This is a genomic window from Bacillus sp. NH11B (assembly GCF_001884205.1).
GTDB classification, from domain to species: Bacteria; Bacillota; Bacilli; order Bacillales; family Bacillaceae_G; genus Bacillus_A; species Bacillus_A proteolyticus.
On record NZ_MAOG01000147.1, the window covers coordinates 54527 to 71813 of the forward strand.

Genomic DNA, 17287 nt, shown 5'->3' on the forward strand with positions numbered 1-17287 from the left:
TAACCTATAATTAAAAAGGTTCGATAGGTACATATATATCAACTATATGTTTATGTTCGGGATACTGCTTTGGATCATTTCTATACACTTCAAATGGATACGAGTCTCTCGGTTTATATCCGCTATTTGGCAACCATTCACCGTATAAGAAATCCCATGCTCCTTTATATTCATCTTGGAATATTTCAAAATGTCCTACTGCATACTTGCCTGAAGGTATTACCATTATTCCTATGTCGTTCGTTTCTATTGCGGATTCATCTGGAATTGTTATACATAAACTTGTTCTTAAATGATAGTCCTCAGTAAATTCATGATGATCGTGGTAAATGGTTAATACTTTCGTATCCTCAAATACATGATAGTTTTGCTCAACTGCGTAATGAAATAGTTTTTCTATCATTTTCGGAAACGCTATAGTTAACTCTCCATATGTACCGATATGTCTTATGTATGCGACGTTTATATTGTTCGCTGTTACAATTTCAACATTCCCTCGAACCTTCTTACATTCATTGTATTGAGAAGATTCACTTACGTCTTTGCAATTCTTGCTATTGTGGTTTCGATATTGAGACGGACTTACACCATAATGACTTTTAAATGTTCGGGAGAAAACTGCTGAATCTGTGAATCCGAAGTGATACGCAATATCTGTAATCGTCATGTCGATGCGATATGTAAGTAGATGTGTTGCCCTTTCTAACTTCAATCGATTTACATATCGTGATAACGGCTCATCTACTATTCCTTTAAAAATCCGATGAAAATGAAACTTTGAAAATCCTGCTACATCGGCTAACTCTTCAATGGATAGTGAACTATCTATGTTGGATTCTATATAATCTTGAACTGTATGTATACGTCTTAAATACTCATTTCTACTTTGTTTACTCTCCATACTCCTATCTCCTCACAACAAAAAGGCTAACTTTACGTCAGCCTACTTTACACATTTTTTAAAAACAAAACTCTACTCCCGCCGTTTCCATCATAATTTGTATGTACGGATACACCTTCTATTTCATCATCCCCAGCCTCAATTCGAAAGCCTATTTCTTGATGAAATTGTATCGATTTTTTATTTACTGGTGATGTGATTGCTTTTACAACTTTACGATTGTTTGCACGAGCGGCATCAAAGAAATAAGAATACAATGTCGACGCGATTCCTCTTCTTCTAAACTTCGGATTTACACCGATAAAATGAACATATGCTTCATCTTTATATGTTTGTGAAAAAAATCCGCATAAGAAACCTAACGTTTCTCCCTCTTCTTCAATGATAAAACTCGTTTCTTGAAAGTGAACGAAAAACAGCTTCGGCAACATATTAGCCATGTTTCTCCCGCCCCACCAATCATTTAATACAGAATGAATCTTTACATAATCTTCCCCTTGAATGTTTCTTACTCGCATGTATTTCTCCCTCTCACTCACTTCATTTTTTCATATATTTTAATAACCGTTTCGACTAACAGAATGAATACCCATATCCCGCAAAATACAAGCACAGACTGGAATATCGATCCAATTACCATAACACCAACTGCACCTGTTATTGAAAATGATATTCCACCAAGCCCTGGATCCTGTATAAGTGCTCCAGTAGAAAAAGCGGTTATAATAGATACTATTAAATAAATCACACTCATTATTTTTAATATTTTTATAGAAAGATACGAAGTTTGTTCTTCTTCCACTTGTGATAATTCGATCTCTCCGCTCGCAATTCCTTTTTGCAAACAGTCTTCACATAAAAATTCTTCCTTAATTTTTTTACCACCATGCAACGTACCTGTTATTTCTTTACATCGTGAACACTTTCGATTTATCATTTTGTTATCACTCCAATCTCGTAAGATTATACTTATATAATTCTGTATTTACCTTAATATTCCTTTTATGTATTTTATAGAGAAATGAGGTGTTTTATGATGTCTAAACTTACTTTTGGTTATAAAAAGCCCACTGAACAGTATGTATTACGACCTAGTTGCTATGCGGTTATTTTTAACGATACTTGCTCAAAAGTGGCTGTTATCCAAAAAGGAGATCGTTACTTTTTACCTGGTGGCGGTATGGAAGGTAACGAAACAAAAGATGAATGTTTGCATCGTGAACTACTAGAGGAATTAGGATGGGCTGTTGAAATTGATCAATATATCGGTAATGCAATACGATATTTTTATGCGGAAAAGGAAGATACATATTATTTAAACGATGGGCTCTTTTACATTGCAAACATGGTACAGAAACAAACCGATAACTGTGAAGAAGATCATGTTTTAAAGTGGGTGTCTCCATTACATGCTATAGAGCTTTTAATTCATGATCATCAAAAATGGGCTGTTGAACAAGCGCTTTTATTACAAAAACAAAAAGGATCTCCTTCTATATGAAAGGGATCCTTTTTACCTTTAGCTTACTTTTTTCAAATTGAGAGCAGGCTTTTTGATTCCGCCTTTTTTGACTACATATAAACCGATGAAGATAATAAGACCGCCAACTAATTGCATCATATTGATTTCCTCTCCGATTGTTACAGCTGCAAAGATAACTGCGAATAATGGTACAAGATACATATAAACCATTACTTTCGTTGAACCTATTTTACTAATACCGACATACCACATGGCAAGTCCGAAGATTGTCGCAAAGACGATTGAATATGCTAGAGAGCCCCAGCTTGGCATATCTACTGGCCACGTTAACGTATTTACATTGAATAAACAGTATATAACTAGCGGTACAATTCCAATTAATGTAGACCATGATGTAACTCTCATTGCAGAGTATTTTGTAATGAGAGGTTGCGCTAAAATTGGATACCATCCCCACGCAATTGCTGCGACTAATCCAATTACATTTCCGAGCCATGCATATTCGTAAGTAGCTCCTCCCGTATGCCCTGTTAATAAAACAAATGCTGCACCAATAAAGGCTATTATTGAACCAATTTGTACTTTCATCGAAAAGCGTTCTTGTTTGTGTAATACTGCTAATATCCCTGTAAAAATCGGTGACATCGCAATTAATAATGAGGCGTTCGTTGCTGAAGTATATTTCACAGATAGCATAAACATCGTTTGATACATCGTCGTTCCAACGATACCGACTGCTAATAATCGTAACCAATCTTTTCTTTCAATACGTAATGAGCGTTCCATCATAAATGTAATAAGTAATAATACCGGTGATGCTACTAAAAATCGTAAACTATTAAATTGAATGGATGACATAAATGCCACGCCATACTTTCCAATTGTATAATTTGCTCCCCATACTAATGCAACTGATACTAGGAGCCACTCCATTTGCCATCGTTTCATCCGAATCTCCCCTTCCCTATTTAGCATAGTAAAATTGGCTGGATAAAACACCGTCCAATTGGCTGTTTTTTTACCCAGCCAATTTGTTATACTTGATGTATATAAGATTTGCGGAGGCGTTTGTATGGAATGGAAGCTAGATAACGACAGTAAAATCCCAATTTATCAGCAAGTTGTTGACTTTATTGAAAAACGTATAACATACGGAGAGCTTCCCCCAGGTAGCTTCCTCCCTTCAGAACGGAAATTAGCTACACAGTTAAATGTAAACCGAAGTACGGTAACGACTGCTTATAATGAACTTCGCGCTATGGGAATTGTAGAAAGTACGACTGGTAAAGGTACACGTGTAAGTACACATATGTGGGGCGTTTCTCCAACATTAACGCCGAACTGGAGAGGTTTCGTAGAAGGTGGTACTTTTTTACCAAACTTACCGCTACTTCGCCATATTCGGGCAGAAGTACAACAAAATGAAAACATGATAGATTTTGCCAACGGAGAGCTCGGTTGTAATCTCTATCCTCACGATCAACTACAAACGATTTTACGAGAACAACCGTTAACACAGTCATTAAGTTACGATCATCCGCAAGGGTATCTCCCGCTAAGGCAAGCGGTAGTAAAATATATGAAAGATTATTTAAAAATCGAAGCGACTGAACAATCCATTATGATTACATCTGGTGCCCAGCAAGCACTCCACCTAATCGTACAATGCTTATTAAATCCAGGTGATGCAGTCGCTTTTGAAAGTCCTTCACACTGTTATTCATTACCGTTATTCCAATCAGCAGGTATTCGTATTTTCCCATTACCTGTCGATGAGCACGGTATTAATCCAGATGATGTGCAAGAGTTGTATAGAAAGCATCGTATTAAAATGATCTTTTTAAATCCAAATTTCCAAAATCCTACGGGAACGATGCTTCATCCAAATCGAAGAAAAAAACTTTTATCACTTTGCGCAGACTTACGAATTGCGATTGTTGAAGATGATCCGTCCAGTTTACTTACGCTAGAAAATAAACAACCTTGCCCTACTTTGAAATCGATTGATGAAAATGGAACAGTCATTTATGTACATTCCTTATCAAAAATGATTGCGCCAGGTTTACGAGTTGGCTGGCTTGTCGCCCCGCAGTCAGTAGTCGAGAGGTTATCCGACGCACGGCACCAAATGGAATTAGGAATGAGTATATTCCCGCAGTGGCTTATGCAACAATTTTTCGAAACTGTCCCATTCCAGTCGCATATCGTACCGTTACGAAAACAACTGACAGAAAAAAGAGACATTATCGTGCGCGCCCTAAACGAGCAACTTCATGATAAAATCTCTTTTTCAAACCCTACTGGTGGTATTTACATATGGGGAAAATTAAACGAACCGATAAACGAAAAACAACTTATTATGCAAAGCTTAAAACAAGAAATTTCTTTTATGCCAGGTAGTATTTTCGGCGCGAAAGATGGTTATATACGTTTATCTTATGGAAAAGTGAATATTGATCAAATTGAGGAAGGTATTTCTCGTTTGCGTGAGGCTATTTTGGTATGTGAAAAATAACTTTAAATAAAGCTGTATCGTTTGACAAAAGAAAATTCTACCATTATCATCAACTCGAATCTATTTATAGGAGTGATAAAAATGAAAATTTACATTGATGCAGATGCCTGTCCTGTAAAAGATGTGATTATTTTTGAAGCTACGAATGCAGAAATTCCTGTTACCCTCGTTACTAGCTTTTCTCATTACTCTAATGCAGAGCAGCCAAAAGGTGTGGAAACAATTTATGTTGATTCTGGAGCGGATGCTGCGGATTACCGAATTATGCAGTTAGCAAAAAAAGAAGATTTAATCGTAACACAAGATTATGGTCTTGCTTCGCTCGCTTTAGCAAAAGGCTGTATCGTTCTACACCATAAAGGCTATAAGTATACGAATGAAAACATTGACCAATTATTACAAACACGTTATTTAAGTGCAATGGTTCGAAAAAGCGGTAAGCGTACAAAAGGTCCAAAACCATTTACAGCAGAAGATAAAGAGAAATTTAGAGAGCTCTTTAAAAGTGTAATTTCACGTTAGAGATGAACCTTCTATTTGTAGAGAACACTTTGCAAAGAAAAGAAGAGAATATCCAAATGAACATTCTCTTCTTGAGGTTTACCCATTTAAAATGAAGGTAAATTATCTAAGTTATTTTCCTTTATTCCATCAGGTTCACTACGTATAATATCCCTACCATACTTATGAAATACGTCCATATGAGCTAACTTCCCTGATTTTACTTCACTAATAGCAGTAATATAATCTAACTCTCTCCCGCTACTTGTTTTAAACGCTATTAAATCACCATCATCATTTTTACGAACGGCAACAATTTGTTCTACTCCTGAATTGACTTCATGGCCTATTTCAAATTGAGCTTGCTCTTCTCCTTGATGTAAGTAATCATTATAAACTTTTTCAAAGTCTTTTTTGTCCATAAAATTCACCTCCAACACATTTTATTAGTATGGTTGGGAGGTATTGGTTTTATGTATTTTTCTCTAAACTTTAGTATTTTCAAATGAAAACATAGTCCCCTCACTATTGGATTGTAAAGTGTATTTTATATCGAACATCTTTGATATATCTTCAATATTTTTCAAACCAAGTCCCGTTCCTTTTTTATTTATATCAAACCCAATCCCGTTATCTCTAAAGGAAACAATATCTTCATCTATAATGATTTTGAGTTTTTTAGCTTGTGAATGTTTAAGAACATTTTGAAAAATATTATCAAATAGCCTTTGAATCCATAACTCATTACTATCCCATATCAACTCTTTATCTTGTGGATTATATACTAATTCAATTTTATGAATGCTATACAAATAGCTCCATTTTTTAATCATATTTTCTATTAAATTATGTATATTCACTTCATCATTCACAATATAAGTATTCTCTAATGTCTCTGTAGATTGAATATTAAATTCGTTAGTTAAATCACTTATATATTGTATCTGCTCATACAGTGATTCAAGTACTGTTGCTTGTTCTTCGTATTCGCCTTCTAAATAATATAATTGTAATCTAACCGCTGTTAAGGGTGTATTAATATCATGCTGTAATTTATTTAATAGCTCTTTTTTTATTTGTTCTTGTTGTCGTAATTCTAATTCTCGATAAGTCGTTCTTTCTATAAGCAAGTTTACTGACCTAATCAATTCTCCCATCTCATCATCACTTTTGACATCTATTATATTAGGGATTTTTTTATCACTAGCTAAATCTCGAATCGTTTGATTTAATACATTAATTTTATTTAATACTGTGTTAATCGATTTTGAAAATACAAAAGCTAATACTAATAGTGATAATAAAAAAATGATTAACATAGTAGGGTATGCAAAGGATTCGTGAAAAGGAATGTTCTTATTTTTAGTTTTAAAGGCAGCATTATAAATAACTGATACAAAGATACTAATCGACAACAATAACAATGGTACGCTAATAATAGCGGAGAATAGTAGTAACTGATATTTTTTCTTTAAGTTCATTTTTTCATATAGGTATTTAGTCTATACCCTTCTCCATAAATATTTTGAATAATATCACCTGTTTTATCATCGATTTTGGCCCTGATTTTTTTTATATGTACGTTCATGATATTTTGATTTCTATCTTCGAGTTGCCATAAGTAACCAAAGAAGTGTTCTTTTGTTAAAATTCTATCCCTATTTTCATACAAATAGAAAAATATTTTACGCTCAATCGCTGTAAACACAACTTCATCACGCAAACCATTAATGAAAACCCTTTTATATTCTGCATCTATAAATAAATGTTTAATTTGCGTGAAAGTACCATATTGATTATCTAACATTTTCTGAATTCTTAACAATAATTCTCGAGGATCAAAAGGTTTTATCATGTATTCTTGTCCAATGGTAAGACCTTTTAGTTTACTATCAATATCATTCCGAGCTGATAGAAATATGATTGGAATATTTAATCCTAGATTTTTTATTTTCTTTGTAATTTGATAACCATCTTCACCTGGTAACATAACATCCATTATGACTAAATCTATTTCATGAATTACATCAAGAACATTCTTTCCTTCTTTCTCCCAATACACTTTATACTTCTCACGCTGCAAAATTTTTTGTAATAAATCTCCTATCATCAAATCATCTTCAACAATTAATATGTTATATTCTTTCATTATGTAGACCTTCCATCACTAAAATAATAATAGCTTAGTTCTTCACTACTTTATTATTAATAAAATCCGTAGCAAGTTTGTATATTTCATCAGGAGCGTGTAAATAAATACTATGTGTACCTTCAATTTTTTTCACATCAGCTATCAATAACTTGCTAGCAAACTCCTCATAATCTTTGTTTTTTTGCTTTGTATATTTCGAGTTTTTATTTTCCCTAGCAATCGCATCTATAAATAAAATTGGTGTTTCTTTTGGGAATGATAAGGAATTAGATTTGTTACTGTTATTGTAACTTTGTAAAAGTTCTTGCTTCATATCATCATTAAAAGCTTGTTTATATGAGAGCGCTTTATAAATATTTTTTTCCTGTTCAGTTAAAAAGGATTGCTGAATTACTTCGGGATTATAAGTAATAGAAGGAACTAATCGCTGAAAACCAATTTTCGTTAAAATATTCATTCCTTTTATTCTTAATGAATCAAGCTCGTCTATTTTATGAGTTACGTACTGATTAGGTAAACCAATATCTAACGCAATAATCCCTTTTACTTCACTTGGGTATTTTTGTGCCCAATAAATAGCCTCAATACCCGATAGAGAGTGTGGCACTAAAATATAGGGTGGTTTATTTCCACTTCTAATAAGCGCTTCTCTCGTTTGTTCTAATATCGTATCAATATCTCTATCATCATGAAAAACATCACTGTATCCATAACCAGCTCTCTCAATTACAGAAATCTTGTTTTCTTTCGAAAATTCACTATATAATCCTTTCAATTCATAAACAGGAGCGGCAATTCCAGATCCGGCCATAAATACAAACGTATCCTTCCCGCTCCCCTCGTTATAAACATTCACTTTTTTATTATTGAAATTAACAAGTTCCCCTTCATTGTTCATTAATTTCGATTCCATTCTTAATTGATAGTTATGATATATAAATACAGCGCCTAATCCAAGAAAAATAATGCTACTACAAACAAAAAATATAATCTTTACTATCTTCAATAATTTTTTCATTTGACACCCCTTTCAGCCTATACTGAAAGGGTACAATGTAAAAATAAATTTCTAATAAACTTTTTGAAATTAATATTTTCTCTTTGTTTCTAAGTATGGATTTCTTTTAAATTTTCCAATTCAAATGCCTTTTTAATACCTACGCAAATCCTTCAAAGTCTCCAATATATCATCTGTAAAGGCTGTACTACCCTCTGTCTCTAAAACTCTAAAATATAAACTTCTTAAGAAAGCTCTAATATTTTGTACTAAAATAGCATGCTGCGGATGTCGGATGTCTTCAACAGTTGCTATACTATGTAACCAGTTGCTCCACTCTTCTTCAGTTAAAAGATTTTGGTTACGTAACGACATAATTGGTGCTACTAATCTTTCATCCTCAAAGTGAATGTATACGTAGTCATGTAAGCGGACCTTCTGACGAACGGCAGCTAGTATTGCATATGAGAACTCACGATTTTGGATTGTACGTGCTAAAGCATCGAGTGCATCTGCTGCATGTGCAGTAGAGTGTGCCCAGCCTTTTCCTTCTACGTAGCCTCTTACATCTTCTTCTAAATATACATATTCCAGCACTTGTTCTGCCACACTGTACAGTTGTTCTTCAGATAACAGTGGTTCTCTTTCATGAACAGATAAAATAAGTGGTGGAATTAATACAGAGAATGCACGTTTAAAAACAGAATCTGTTCCCTTTTCGCCAATTTTATAAAATAAATAATCAGGGCTAATTGCTTGCAGCATTAATCCTCGTAACTCTTTTTGTCTAAACACATCATTTGTAATCCATTTGTGAAGCGTACTATAAATTAAATCATCGCGTAATTCAGCATCCGGTGATCCGATATAATCTAGCATCCACTGCGCATATGGATATGCATCTACGTCTTCTGGTACAGCATAATTATTATTTTTAATTTGTAGTAGTTCTTCTTTTAGTTCTAGTACTTCTGTCATTTTTTTATCCCCTTTAAATTTCTCTTCCTACATTATTCCCTATTAGTATCATAAAATTAAACCCATTCTTAAAGCAATATAAAATGGAATCATTAATTATCTTCACTATGTAACAGTTCTTCCAATGTTGCTTTAACTTCTTCTTCTAATTCATTAATCGTTCCGCTATAAAGTGTTCCTATGCTACTACTTTTTCGATATCCTTGGTAATAGTACCAAAGCGAAATAGTACAGACTTCCCACAATTTTGAAGCATCATATTCAAAATTAATTTCTGATCTATATTCATACTCTAAACAATTATTAGATGTTAGTTCTTCTAATTCATCACCGTCTATATCTCTTTTAATTGACAGCTTCAAATTTAATTTACCATTTTGCGCAAAACGTTCTTCATATATTTTTTGATACTTACTGCAAATGTCTTCACTTATACTCTCTAGTTCCATTATTTTTTGTTTTAACTGTTCATTTATCTGTTCATTTTTGATTTCTAAATATTGTCCATCCTCATCTTCATTCACTTTATTATTTTTTTGAAACCATCTAAACAAATGTTCATTCCCCCTATATAAACTGTATTAATGTCTTTTAAATAGAACTACCGGAACATCAAATTTACTATTTTCAAATAAAACATCTGCAAGTTCTTTCGGATTATGCTCATCTATATACATTTTACAAGCTGCATGATACCTGTTCAAAAACATTTTCTCTGCTTCTTCATAACTTCCAAAAGCTTCAGTTTCCCGCTTAGCACCACGTTTTCTCGCAATCTCAAAATCTGTATCTACAAAGATTTTGTAATCAAATAAATGCGCAACGTCTTTTTTCAATAGCAACGTTCCATCTACTATTAATATCATATTTTGCGTGGCCAATAGCGGCTCATTATGTACAGGCATATCCGTTATTAAATTATGAGAAATCGTTTCATACTGTAAATTCCCGTTAGGTCCTAAAGGCATTAATAATCTTTCTTTGAAAGCTGTATAATCGTGTGCATCTTCATAATACCCTCTTGCAGATTCTTTTCCTTTTGCATAGCGAATCACTCTTGGATTATGAAAATCATCAATGCTGGCGCGTGTTACTGGTAATCCTCGTTTTTTTATTTCTTCCGCTAGTTCGTTTGCAAATGTTGTCTTTCCTGAAGCCGTTATACCACTTACTCCAACTCTTATTGGATAGGTTAATTTTAACGTTAAAATATGATTAGCAATTTCTTTCATGTATTGTTTTCGGAGCATGACATTCCCTCCTGCACATTGTTTACATAATATAATTGCAGTAAATTAAGTTTGTCGCTATTTGTTGGTAAATCGATATATTGAAAAAAATCATTGATATATTTTAAGTTATGATAGATATATTAGAAAAATCGTTGATATATTTTTATTAATTTATATTAATTTATATTTTCCTTACTTCCCCTTAAACCCTCGATACAAAGCAGTCCGTAATTCTTGCTTGTATTCCTCAATTTCTGGCATATCGAGCTCTTCTGCTAACCGGATAGCTAATTCAATATCATACGGTACTCGTACGAGTTGAATGGAAAAGCTCGCTGCTTCTTTTTCATTGTATGTTCCTTCAAAAATTAAATAGGAAGCTTGTGTAATTTCAAGTGGATTTCCTACGCTACCAGCATTACATAACGTTTTCCCCCTAAAATTTTGAATGTATGCTTGATGAACGTCACCGTAGCAAACAACATCTGGTTTTCTTTCCACTTCTATATTCTCTGTCAACTCGCTATTTTCGAACATACTAACACGCTCTTCTCTTGAAGCGTGTGGTTGAATTCTTTCATACAAACTTCTCGGTGAAGCGTGGAACATACGAATGAGTTTTCCGCTCATAAAAAATTCAATTGAAAATGGTAAGCTTCTTAAATACTCATTTTGTTCTTCTGACAATTGTTTTTGATGCCATTTTAACGCTTCAAATTCAGTCGGTTTTGTAATAAAATCATCCCAGTTTCCCATTACAACCCCTTCACATTCTTTACGAATGATTTCAATTACTTCGCTAGAATGAGGGCCTTTTCCTACTAAATCTCCAAGACAAATAATACGCTCAATACCTCGTAATTTAATATCTTTCAGTACAGATTCTAACGCCGGAATATTACCATGAATATCTGAAATTACCGCTATTTTATCCAAATGAATCCCTCCATTATTTATTGTTTATTATATCCATATGATATGATTGATACCATTTCGGAATATAGGATGAAAAATGATTATGTTCTTCTATAATTCGGTTCAATCTTTCTTTCATATCCTCTACTAAATGTGGCGTGCTTCGGTTTGTCCATACGATATCCGCTGGGAATGTCATCGCTGCATATAATGAATACAGTTTCCAAAAATGGAGTGATGGTTCACCTCCGCAATAACCGTGAACTTGACCAACCGCAAATGGTTTGCTTATTCTTGTAGTAAAAATCGCTACATTATAAAAATCATGTATTGGATCGCCAAAATCATATCCACCAAAATCGATAACGATAAACTCCTTATTATGAATCATACTATTTGCTGGGTGGTAATCATCGTGTAAAAATGTGATAGGACGATTTTTCAATAAGTCTTTATGATCCTCTACAAAGGTTAATACTGGCTTCATATCAAGAAAGTCTACCTCAAAGTCTGCTAATGCTTTCAAGTATCTCTCGTACTTGTTCCACCGAAACGTTTCCCACGAATCAATGATATTCTCTTTTTCTATTGCATGAATTCTCTTTAAAACTTCTCCAGCTCTTTTCCCCGCAGCATACTGCTCTTTCACCGATAACTTACCTAAACTCTCTTCTCCATTTACACCTCGGGTCCATTCAAATATTTGAACGCATTTATTTAATTCTTCAAGTCTTATGAAATGAATTAATTTTGGCGTCGGGATATGTAATGACTCCAACTGTTTCATATACGTATATTCTTCTTGTTTTCGTTCAAAATTAGCAGAATCACACACTTTGACAAAATACGTTTCTCGATTCGCTAATTCAACTTTATATTTCTCTTCATGTGAAAACCCTTTTGTAATAGCTGTACATTTTACAATACGTGACCACTCTAGTTTTCTTTCTATCTCTCTTAATATTTCTTCCACAAACTCACCTCTATCAATATACGTACAAACTACCTAACACTTCATGCTCTCGTTTATTTTCCCCTTTAAACTCCACTGCAAATGGATATTCGCCCTGGTCCTTCAAACGATCTTGAACTGGACCTTCTCCCATTGGTTCGCAAAACTGCACATGAATATCTCCAAACGATACGCTTTGACACTCAGCATTCCACTCTTCATTTCTTATGACTGAGCTTACTGTTAGTCCCATTATTTCTTTCCATTTCCGAACTGTTTCTCGAACGTTTTTCACCGCATAATGAATCGTTTCAATTTGTTGTACTTTATTTTTATGTTCAGTGATCGTTCCTGTTTTACGTAAATCGTTTCTTCTTTCTTCATCCGTTTCATTCCACTGTATAAAGAAAGGTAGTTTCGGTCCGCTCTCTTCTTGCTTTACAAATAACATTTTCCATTCTAAAAGTCGGCCATCTTTTCTCATCCGTTTCCCTTCAAATGGTCCTATCGTATGTAACCCATGTTTGCTTAAGTTAACTGCTAGTTCTTCAATTGCATCTGTTCGAATTGCGATTTGTAGCATTCCTTCTCCACTTTGTAATTTCACTACTGTTTCTTGTACTAATGGATTTTCTGCTTCTTTCGCTTTTTCTTCATGCTGAACTGCTAAAAATTCTATATATGATAAATCAAAATAGCATAAACTATTCCAAGTACCCCAAGTCGTATGCTCACCGCCTAACGCAGTATGAAAACCTAGTGCCTGCATTTGTTTTGCCGCTTCCTCCGGTGTGCCATGAACTGCGTGAACGAGATGATCAAATGCTAACATATTCTTTCTCCCCTTTCTCTCCATCCTTTTATTGTATATTTTATTTTTCTTTCGTTCAATTCAAAAAACTTTAAAACCTAGTTGATTTATACGATTAATATGTATTATAATGAAACAAATTTAATTATTGCTGATTGGAAAAACCAAAGGCACTTTTCTCACACAGGAAAAGTGCTTTTTTCATTTATTATTACAGGGGGATTATTTATGCAGAAATTAATTATCTTTGCTATTATCGGATTTTTCGCTCAATTGATCGATGGAGCGCTTGGAATGGCGTATGGGGTAACGTCTTCTTCTTTATTATTAATGTTTGGTATCGCACCAGCTGTTGCTTCTGCATCAGTTCATTTAGCTGAAGTAGTCACTACTGCCGCTTCCGGTGCATCTCATATACGATTCGGAAACGTTGATAAATATACAGTTTCTAGACTTACATTACCAGGAGCTATCGGTGCTTTTGTCGGGGCATGTTTTTTAAGTAATTTACCTGGTAATTTAATTAAACCGTACATTTCCTTATTTTTATTTACTTTAGGGGTTTATATTTTATTACGATTCATCATTCAAAAACAAATTGTTGCTTCAAATAAGCGTATGCCTACTAAGCAACTTGTGCCGCTTGGCCTTTTTGCAGGATTTGTTGATTCTACTGGCGGTGGTGGCTGGGGACCTATTACGACACCAGTTCTTCTTGCAAGAGGAAATGACGCTAGAAAAGTTATTGGCTCTGTAGATACAAGCGAATTTCCTGTTTCACTCGCTGCAACAATCGGCTTTTTCATCTCACTTGGTTGGGAACAAATAAGCTGGGTTTGGGTATTTTCTCTCATGCTCGGTGGTATTGTTGCCGCACCAATTGCCGCATGGTTAGTACGCATCGTTCCGTCGCATTTACTTGGCGTACTCGTTGGCGGACTTATTATCTTTACGAATATACGTACATTACTTACATCATTTAAAGTTGATCCAACTATTATTACACTTTCTTATGTTGCAGTTGGTCTTGTCGTTATTATCTCTATTTTCATTTCTGTTCGTAACCATTCAAAGTATTCGAAACAAGCGACGAGTAGCTATCCAACAGATCAAAAACAAATGCTACCATAATTAATAATAATACCGCCCGATTTACTTCGAGCGGTATTATTTATTTTTCTATTTTCCAATTGACCATCGTATCTGTTGTATCTACTCTCTTCATATGTAATTTCTCTAATACACGAATCGAACTACCATTTTCAAGGAGTGTCTCCGCAATAATTGTATCTACCTCTCCTGTCTGGAAAGCCCACTTTATTAATTCCTCTACAGATTCTGTAGCATACCCTTTATTCCAATATTTCTCAATAAAACCGTAACCAATTTCTACTGTACTTTTTTCGTTCGGTTTCCCTTTAAATCCTATATCCCCTATTACGATGTCATCTTCTTTTCGAATGACATACCACGCACCCCAAGGTAATAAAGCTGCGTCTTGTTTTACACTTTCTACATGCCCTGCAATATGCGGGCCGCTATTGTATCCTTGATTCTTCGCAATTTGAACCCATTCTTCTGCACATGGGATAATATGTAATCTTTCCGTTTCTAATTTCATAGCGATGTCCCCTTTTTAATTAAACAGTACTTCGATTTTACTACAAAAAGAAAGAATATTCACTCTTTTGATTTGCACATATGTTTTTCCTTTGAAACAAAATAAAAGAAGTGATCCCCTTCAATAGTTATGTCGAATTATATTTTCTGAATTTTCTTTTAATTTTAAAGGGTTTTTCATTATTTTTTGCGAAACATTTGTATAACAATTTTTTCTTTGCTTATTGCTACATAATAGTAGGTTCGGGTGGAGTTTTGCAAGCGTTTCCTATACAATAACCGATATTTTTTGACTTTTCCTAACAAAATTCCTTGCAATATATTCAGAAAATCATTACAATTGCCATATATTAAATATCTTAGCAATATATAAATCCTCATCAATCCGATGAGGTAGAGGTTGCGACTTTTAAAAGTAAAACGGACGAGACTCAGAGAATGTCACTGACTCCGTTTGAAAGGAAAAGTTGCCGAAGTTTATATTTCTTCTCTGGAAATATGAGCTGGGGCTGTCTCCGAAAGGAACAGAACTGTCACGTTTACAAAATTACCGTGTAGACGTGGGGTGCTATCTTAACGGAAGGGTATGATGGGGTGGTTATTTGTGAAACGTTCCGCCTAATTCTTTTGGCGGTTTTTTGTATTTTTCTCCCCCGCTCCTTCCTAACCTACAAGAAAAGGAGTGTTGAACATGAATAGCGCAACAAATCAATCTACCTCTAAAACGCAAACTACACAAGGACAAGGTGAATTGAAACGCGGATTAAAATCTCGTCACCTTACGATGATTTCTCTCGGTGGTACAATCGGTACCGGACTATTTCTTGCCAGCGGTGGTGTAATCCATTCAGCTGGTCCTGGCGGTGCACTAGTCGCATACGCCGCAATTGGAATTATGGTTTACTTTTTAATGACAAGCTTAGCTGAACTCGCAGCTTACATGCCTGTTACTGGATCTTTTAGTACGTATGCAACAAAATTTGTTGATCCATCACTTGGCTTTGCACTTGGATGGAACTATTGGTATAACTGGGCGATTACGATAGCGGCGGAACTCGCAGCGGTAACATTAATTATGAAATTTTGGTTCCCTGATACTCCTTCCCTCATTTGGAGTGGATTATGTTTAGCTATTATTTTTCTCTTAAACTATTTATCTGTTAAAGGTTTTGGTGAATCTGAATATTGGTTTGCACTTATTAAAGTAGTTACAATTATAATCTTTTTAATTGTTGGTTTTATGATGATTTTTGGAATTATGGGCGGCGAAGCTGTCGGTTTTAAAAACTTCACTGTTGCAGATGCACCATTTAACGGCGGTATCATGGCAATTATCGGTGTATTTATGGCTGCTGGTTTCTCATTCCAAGGAACTGAATTATTAGGAGTGGCTGCTGGTGAAACTGCTGACCCAGAACGCAATATTCCAAAAGCAATTCGTTCTATCTTTTGGCGCATTATATTATTCTATATTTTAGCAATTCTCGTTATCGGTTTATTAATTCCTTATACGACTGAAAGCCTTGCAGCAAGTGATGTTACAGTAAGTCCATTTACACTTGTATTTGAAAAAGCGGGCGTTGCCTTCGCTGCTTCTGTTATGAACGCTGTTATTTTAACTGCAGTACTTTCTGCTGGTAACTCTGGAATGTACGCATCAACTCGTATGCTTTGGGATTTAGCTCGTCAAGGAAAAGCACCAAAGTTCTTAGGCAAATTAGATAGCCGCGGTGTACCTGTTAACGCATTAATCGCAACATCAGTTGTTGGTAGCGTCGCTTTCATCGCTTCTTTATACGGTGACGGTGTTGTATACATTTGGTTATTAAATGCTTCTGGTATGTCAGGATTTATTGCTTGGGTAGGAATTGCTGTTAGTCATTACCGTTTCCGAAAAGCTTATGTTGCACAAGGGAAAGATTTAAAAGATTTACCGTATAGAGCAAAATGGTTCCCGTTCGGTCCAATCTTTGCATTTGCACTTTGTGTCATTGTCATTTTAGGACAAAACTACGGAGCATTTATGGGCGCATCTATCGACTGGAACGGTGTACTTGTTTCTTACATCGGTTTACCACTCTTCTTAGTACTTTGGTTAGGATATAAATTTACTAAGAAAACAAAAGTAATTCCACTTGATAAATGTGAACTAAAATAAAGTAAAACGAGCAAACAAATTTGTTTGCTCGTTTTTTATTACAGTCCTCTTCTCTTCCCTATTTCTCCTGTT

At 34.6% G+C, this 17287-nt stretch carries 20 protein-coding genes and 1 riboswitch; of the genes, 5 read left to right on the top strand and 15 right to left on the bottom strand.

From position 1 onward, the window contains the following. Window positions 1-10: 10 nt before the first annotated feature. From BAU27_RS29675 to BAU27_RS29685, 3 genes are read right to left on the bottom strand one after another with little or no spacing between them, the layout of a single operon-like run. Complete coding sequence (locus BAU27_RS29675) at window positions 11-901, bottom strand: AraC family transcriptional regulator (protein ID WP_071772943.1); 891 nt, start codon at window positions 899-901, stop codon at window positions 11-13. A 47-nt stretch (window positions 902-948) separates the two neighbouring features. Further along, a complete protein-coding gene (locus BAU27_RS29680; RefSeq protein ID WP_071746424.1) occupies window positions 949-1419 on the bottom strand; it encodes a GNAT family N-acetyltransferase in 471 nt (156 codons plus the stop codon). Window positions 1420-1436: 17 nt separating this feature from the next. Beyond that, the gene (locus BAU27_RS29685) at window positions 1437-1838 is read right to left on the bottom strand and encodes a DUF3980 domain-containing protein (RefSeq protein ID WP_071772944.1); all 402 of its coding nucleotides are present in this window, start codon (window positions 1836-1838) and stop codon (window positions 1437-1439) included. A gap of 96 nt (window positions 1839-1934) precedes the next feature. On the opposite strand from BAU27_RS29685, the gene BAU27_RS29690 reads away from it, so the two are divergent. Beyond that, on the top strand, window positions 1935-2402 hold the full coding sequence (locus BAU27_RS29690; protein WP_071772945.1) for an NUDIX hydrolase: 468 nt from the start codon (window positions 1935-1937) through the stop codon (window positions 2400-2402). Between the two features lie 18 nt (window positions 2403-2420). On the opposite strand, the gene BAU27_RS29695 is transcribed toward BAU27_RS29690, so the two are convergent. Further along, window positions 2421-3332 (bottom strand): DMT family transporter, encoded by a 912-nt coding sequence (locus tag BAU27_RS29695; RefSeq protein WP_071746426.1) that lies wholly within the window; start codon window positions 3330-3332, stop codon window positions 2421-2423. A gap of 124 nt (window positions 3333-3456) precedes the next feature. On the opposite strand from BAU27_RS29695, the gene pdxR reads away from it, so the two are divergent. Both pdxR and BAU27_RS29705 read left to right on the top strand, forming a co-directional pair. After that, window positions 3457-4899: a MocR-like pyridoxine biosynthesis transcription factor PdxR gene (gene pdxR / locus BAU27_RS29700; protein ID WP_071772946.1), complete on the top strand. Its 1443-nt coding sequence runs from the start codon at window positions 3457-3459 to the stop codon at window positions 4897-4899. Between the two features lie 81 nt (window positions 4900-4980). Then, window positions 4981-5421 carry a YaiI/YqxD family protein gene (locus BAU27_RS29705; protein WP_071746428.1) on the top strand — a complete coding sequence of 147 codons (441 nt, stop codon included), beginning with the start codon at window positions 4981-4983 and terminating at the stop codon, window positions 5419-5421. An 86-nt stretch (window positions 5422-5507) separates the two neighbouring features. Here BAU27_RS29705 and BAU27_RS29710 read toward each other — a convergent pair whose 3' ends face one another. The 10 genes from BAU27_RS29710 to BAU27_RS29755 all read right to left on the bottom strand — a co-directional run bounded on the left by BAU27_RS29710 (window position 5508) and on the right by BAU27_RS29755 (window position 13458). Then, complete coding sequence (locus BAU27_RS29710) at window positions 5508-5822, bottom strand: DUF3892 domain-containing protein (RefSeq protein WP_071772947.1); 315 nt, start codon at window positions 5820-5822, stop codon at window positions 5508-5510. A gap of 63 nt (window positions 5823-5885) precedes the next feature. Further along, window positions 5886-6881, bottom strand: a complete 996-nt coding sequence (locus BAU27_RS29715) for a sensor histidine kinase (RefSeq protein ID WP_071772948.1) — start codon at window positions 6879-6881, stop codon at window positions 5886-5888. Further along, complete coding sequence (locus tag BAU27_RS29720) at window positions 6878-7549, bottom strand: response regulator transcription factor (RefSeq protein WP_071772949.1); 672 nt, start codon at window positions 7547-7549, stop codon at window positions 6878-6880. Before BAU27_RS29720 ends, BAU27_RS29715 begins: the two co-directional genes overlap by 4 nt. A 34-nt stretch (window positions 7550-7583) precedes the next feature. Next, on the bottom strand, window positions 7584-8570 hold the full coding sequence (locus BAU27_RS29725; protein WP_071746432.1) for an alpha/beta fold hydrolase: 987 nt from the start codon (window positions 8568-8570) through the stop codon (window positions 7584-7586). 132 nt (window positions 8571-8702) lie between these two features. Then, on the bottom strand, window positions 8703-9527 hold the full coding sequence (locus BAU27_RS29730; RefSeq protein WP_071772950.1) for a DUF2785 domain-containing protein: 825 nt from the start codon (window positions 9525-9527) through the stop codon (window positions 8703-8705). 92 nt (window positions 9528-9619) lie between these two features. Next, a complete protein-coding gene (locus tag BAU27_RS29735; protein WP_071772951.1) occupies window positions 9620-10081 on the bottom strand; it encodes a hypothetical protein in 462 nt (153 codons plus the stop codon). Between the two features lie 27 nt (window positions 10082-10108). Next, window positions 10109-10777 (bottom strand): nucleoside/nucleotide kinase family protein, encoded by a 669-nt coding sequence (locus BAU27_RS29740; RefSeq protein WP_071772952.1) that lies wholly within the window; start codon window positions 10775-10777, stop codon window positions 10109-10111. Between the two features lie 174 nt (window positions 10778-10951). After that, window positions 10952-11695 carry a metallophosphoesterase family protein gene (locus BAU27_RS29745; RefSeq protein WP_071772953.1) on the bottom strand — a complete coding sequence of 248 codons (744 nt, stop codon included), beginning with the start codon at window positions 11693-11695 and terminating at the stop codon, window positions 10952-10954. Window positions 11696-11708: 13 nt separating this feature from the next. Then, window positions 11709-12647 (bottom strand): aminoglycoside phosphotransferase family protein, encoded by a 939-nt coding sequence (locus tag BAU27_RS29750; RefSeq protein ID WP_071772954.1) that lies wholly within the window; start codon window positions 12645-12647, stop codon window positions 11709-11711. Window positions 12648-12660: 13 nt separating this feature from the next. Beyond that, window positions 12661-13458: a VOC family protein gene (locus BAU27_RS29755; RefSeq protein ID WP_071772955.1), complete on the bottom strand. Its 798-nt coding sequence runs from the start codon at window positions 13456-13458 to the stop codon at window positions 12661-12663. A gap of 207 nt (window positions 13459-13665) precedes the next feature. Here BAU27_RS29755 and BAU27_RS29760 point away from each other — a divergent pair, with 207 nt between their 5' ends. Further along, entirely contained in the window at window positions 13666-14568 is a 903-nt protein-coding gene (locus BAU27_RS29760; protein WP_071772956.1) for a sulfite exporter TauE/SafE family protein, read from the top strand. Between the two features lie 40 nt (window positions 14569-14608). On the opposite strand, the gene BAU27_RS29765 is transcribed toward BAU27_RS29760, so the two are convergent. After that, a complete protein-coding gene (locus BAU27_RS29765) occupies window positions 14609-15058 on the bottom strand; it encodes a GNAT family N-acetyltransferase (RefSeq protein ID WP_071772957.1) in 450 nt (149 codons plus the stop codon). A gap of 385 nt (window positions 15059-15443) precedes the next feature. Next, window positions 15444-15636, top strand: a riboswitch (Lysine riboswitch). A 112-nt stretch (window positions 15637-15748) separates the two neighbouring features. On the opposite strand from BAU27_RS29765, the gene BAU27_RS29770 reads away from it, so the two are divergent. After that, on the top strand, window positions 15749-17215 hold the full coding sequence (locus BAU27_RS29770; protein WP_071772958.1) for an amino acid permease: 1467 nt from the start codon (window positions 15749-15751) through the stop codon (window positions 17213-17215). Window positions 17216-17287: the final 72 nt, after the last annotated feature.

Coding starts and splice junctions, on each gene's coding strand:
- pdxR (WP_071772946.1), top strand. CDS start 3,457: ATGGAATGGAAGCTAGATAACGACAGTAAAATCCCAATTTATCAGCAA.
- BAU27_RS29675 (WP_071772943.1), bottom strand. CDS start 901: ATGGAGAGTAAACAAAGTAGAAATGAGTATTTAAGACGTATACATACA.
- BAU27_RS29730 (WP_071772950.1), bottom strand. CDS start 9,527: ATGACAGAAGTACTAGAACTAAAAGAAGAACTACTACAAATTAAAAAT.
- BAU27_RS29695 (WP_071746426.1), bottom strand. CDS start 3,332: ATGAAACGATGGCAAATGGAGTGGCTCCTAGTATCAGTTGCATTAGTA.
- BAU27_RS29725 (WP_071746432.1), bottom strand. CDS start 8,570: ATGAAAAAATTATTGAAGATAGTAAAGATTATATTTTTTGTTTGTAGT.
- BAU27_RS29765 (WP_071772957.1), bottom strand. CDS start 15,058: ATGAAATTAGAAACGGAAAGATTACATATTATCCCATGTGCAGAAGAA.
- BAU27_RS29770 (WP_071772958.1), top strand. CDS start 15,749: ATGAATAGCGCAACAAATCAATCTACCTCTAAAACGCAAACTACACAA.
- BAU27_RS29760 (WP_071772956.1), top strand. CDS start 13,666: ATGCAGAAATTAATTATCTTTGCTATTATCGGATTTTTCGCTCAATTG.
- BAU27_RS29755 (WP_071772955.1), bottom strand. CDS start 13,458: ATGTTAGCATTTGATCATCTCGTTCACGCAGTTCATGGCACACCGGAG.
- BAU27_RS29690 (WP_071772945.1), top strand. CDS start 1,935: ATGATGTCTAAACTTACTTTTGGTTATAAAAAGCCCACTGAACAGTAT.
- BAU27_RS29740 (WP_071772952.1), bottom strand. CDS start 10,777: ATGCTCCGAAAACAATACATGAAAGAAATTGCTAATCATATTTTAACG.
- BAU27_RS29685 (WP_071772944.1), bottom strand. CDS start 1,838: ATGATAAATCGAAAGTGTTCACGATGTAAAGAAATAACAGGTACGTTG.
- BAU27_RS29715 (WP_071772948.1), bottom strand. CDS start 6,881: ATGAACTTAAAGAAAAAATATCAGTTACTACTATTCTCCGCTATTATT.
- BAU27_RS29710 (WP_071772947.1), bottom strand. CDS start 5,822: ATGGACAAAAAAGACTTTGAAAAAGTTTATAATGATTACTTACATCAA.
- BAU27_RS29680 (WP_071746424.1), bottom strand. CDS start 1,419: ATGCGAGTAAGAAACATTCAAGGGGAAGATTATGTAAAGATTCATTCT.
- BAU27_RS29705 (WP_071746428.1), top strand. CDS start 4,981: ATGAAAATTTACATTGATGCAGATGCCTGTCCTGTAAAAGATGTGATT.
- BAU27_RS29720 (WP_071772949.1), bottom strand. CDS start 7,549: ATGAAAGAATATAACATATTAATTGTTGAAGATGATTTGATGATAGGA.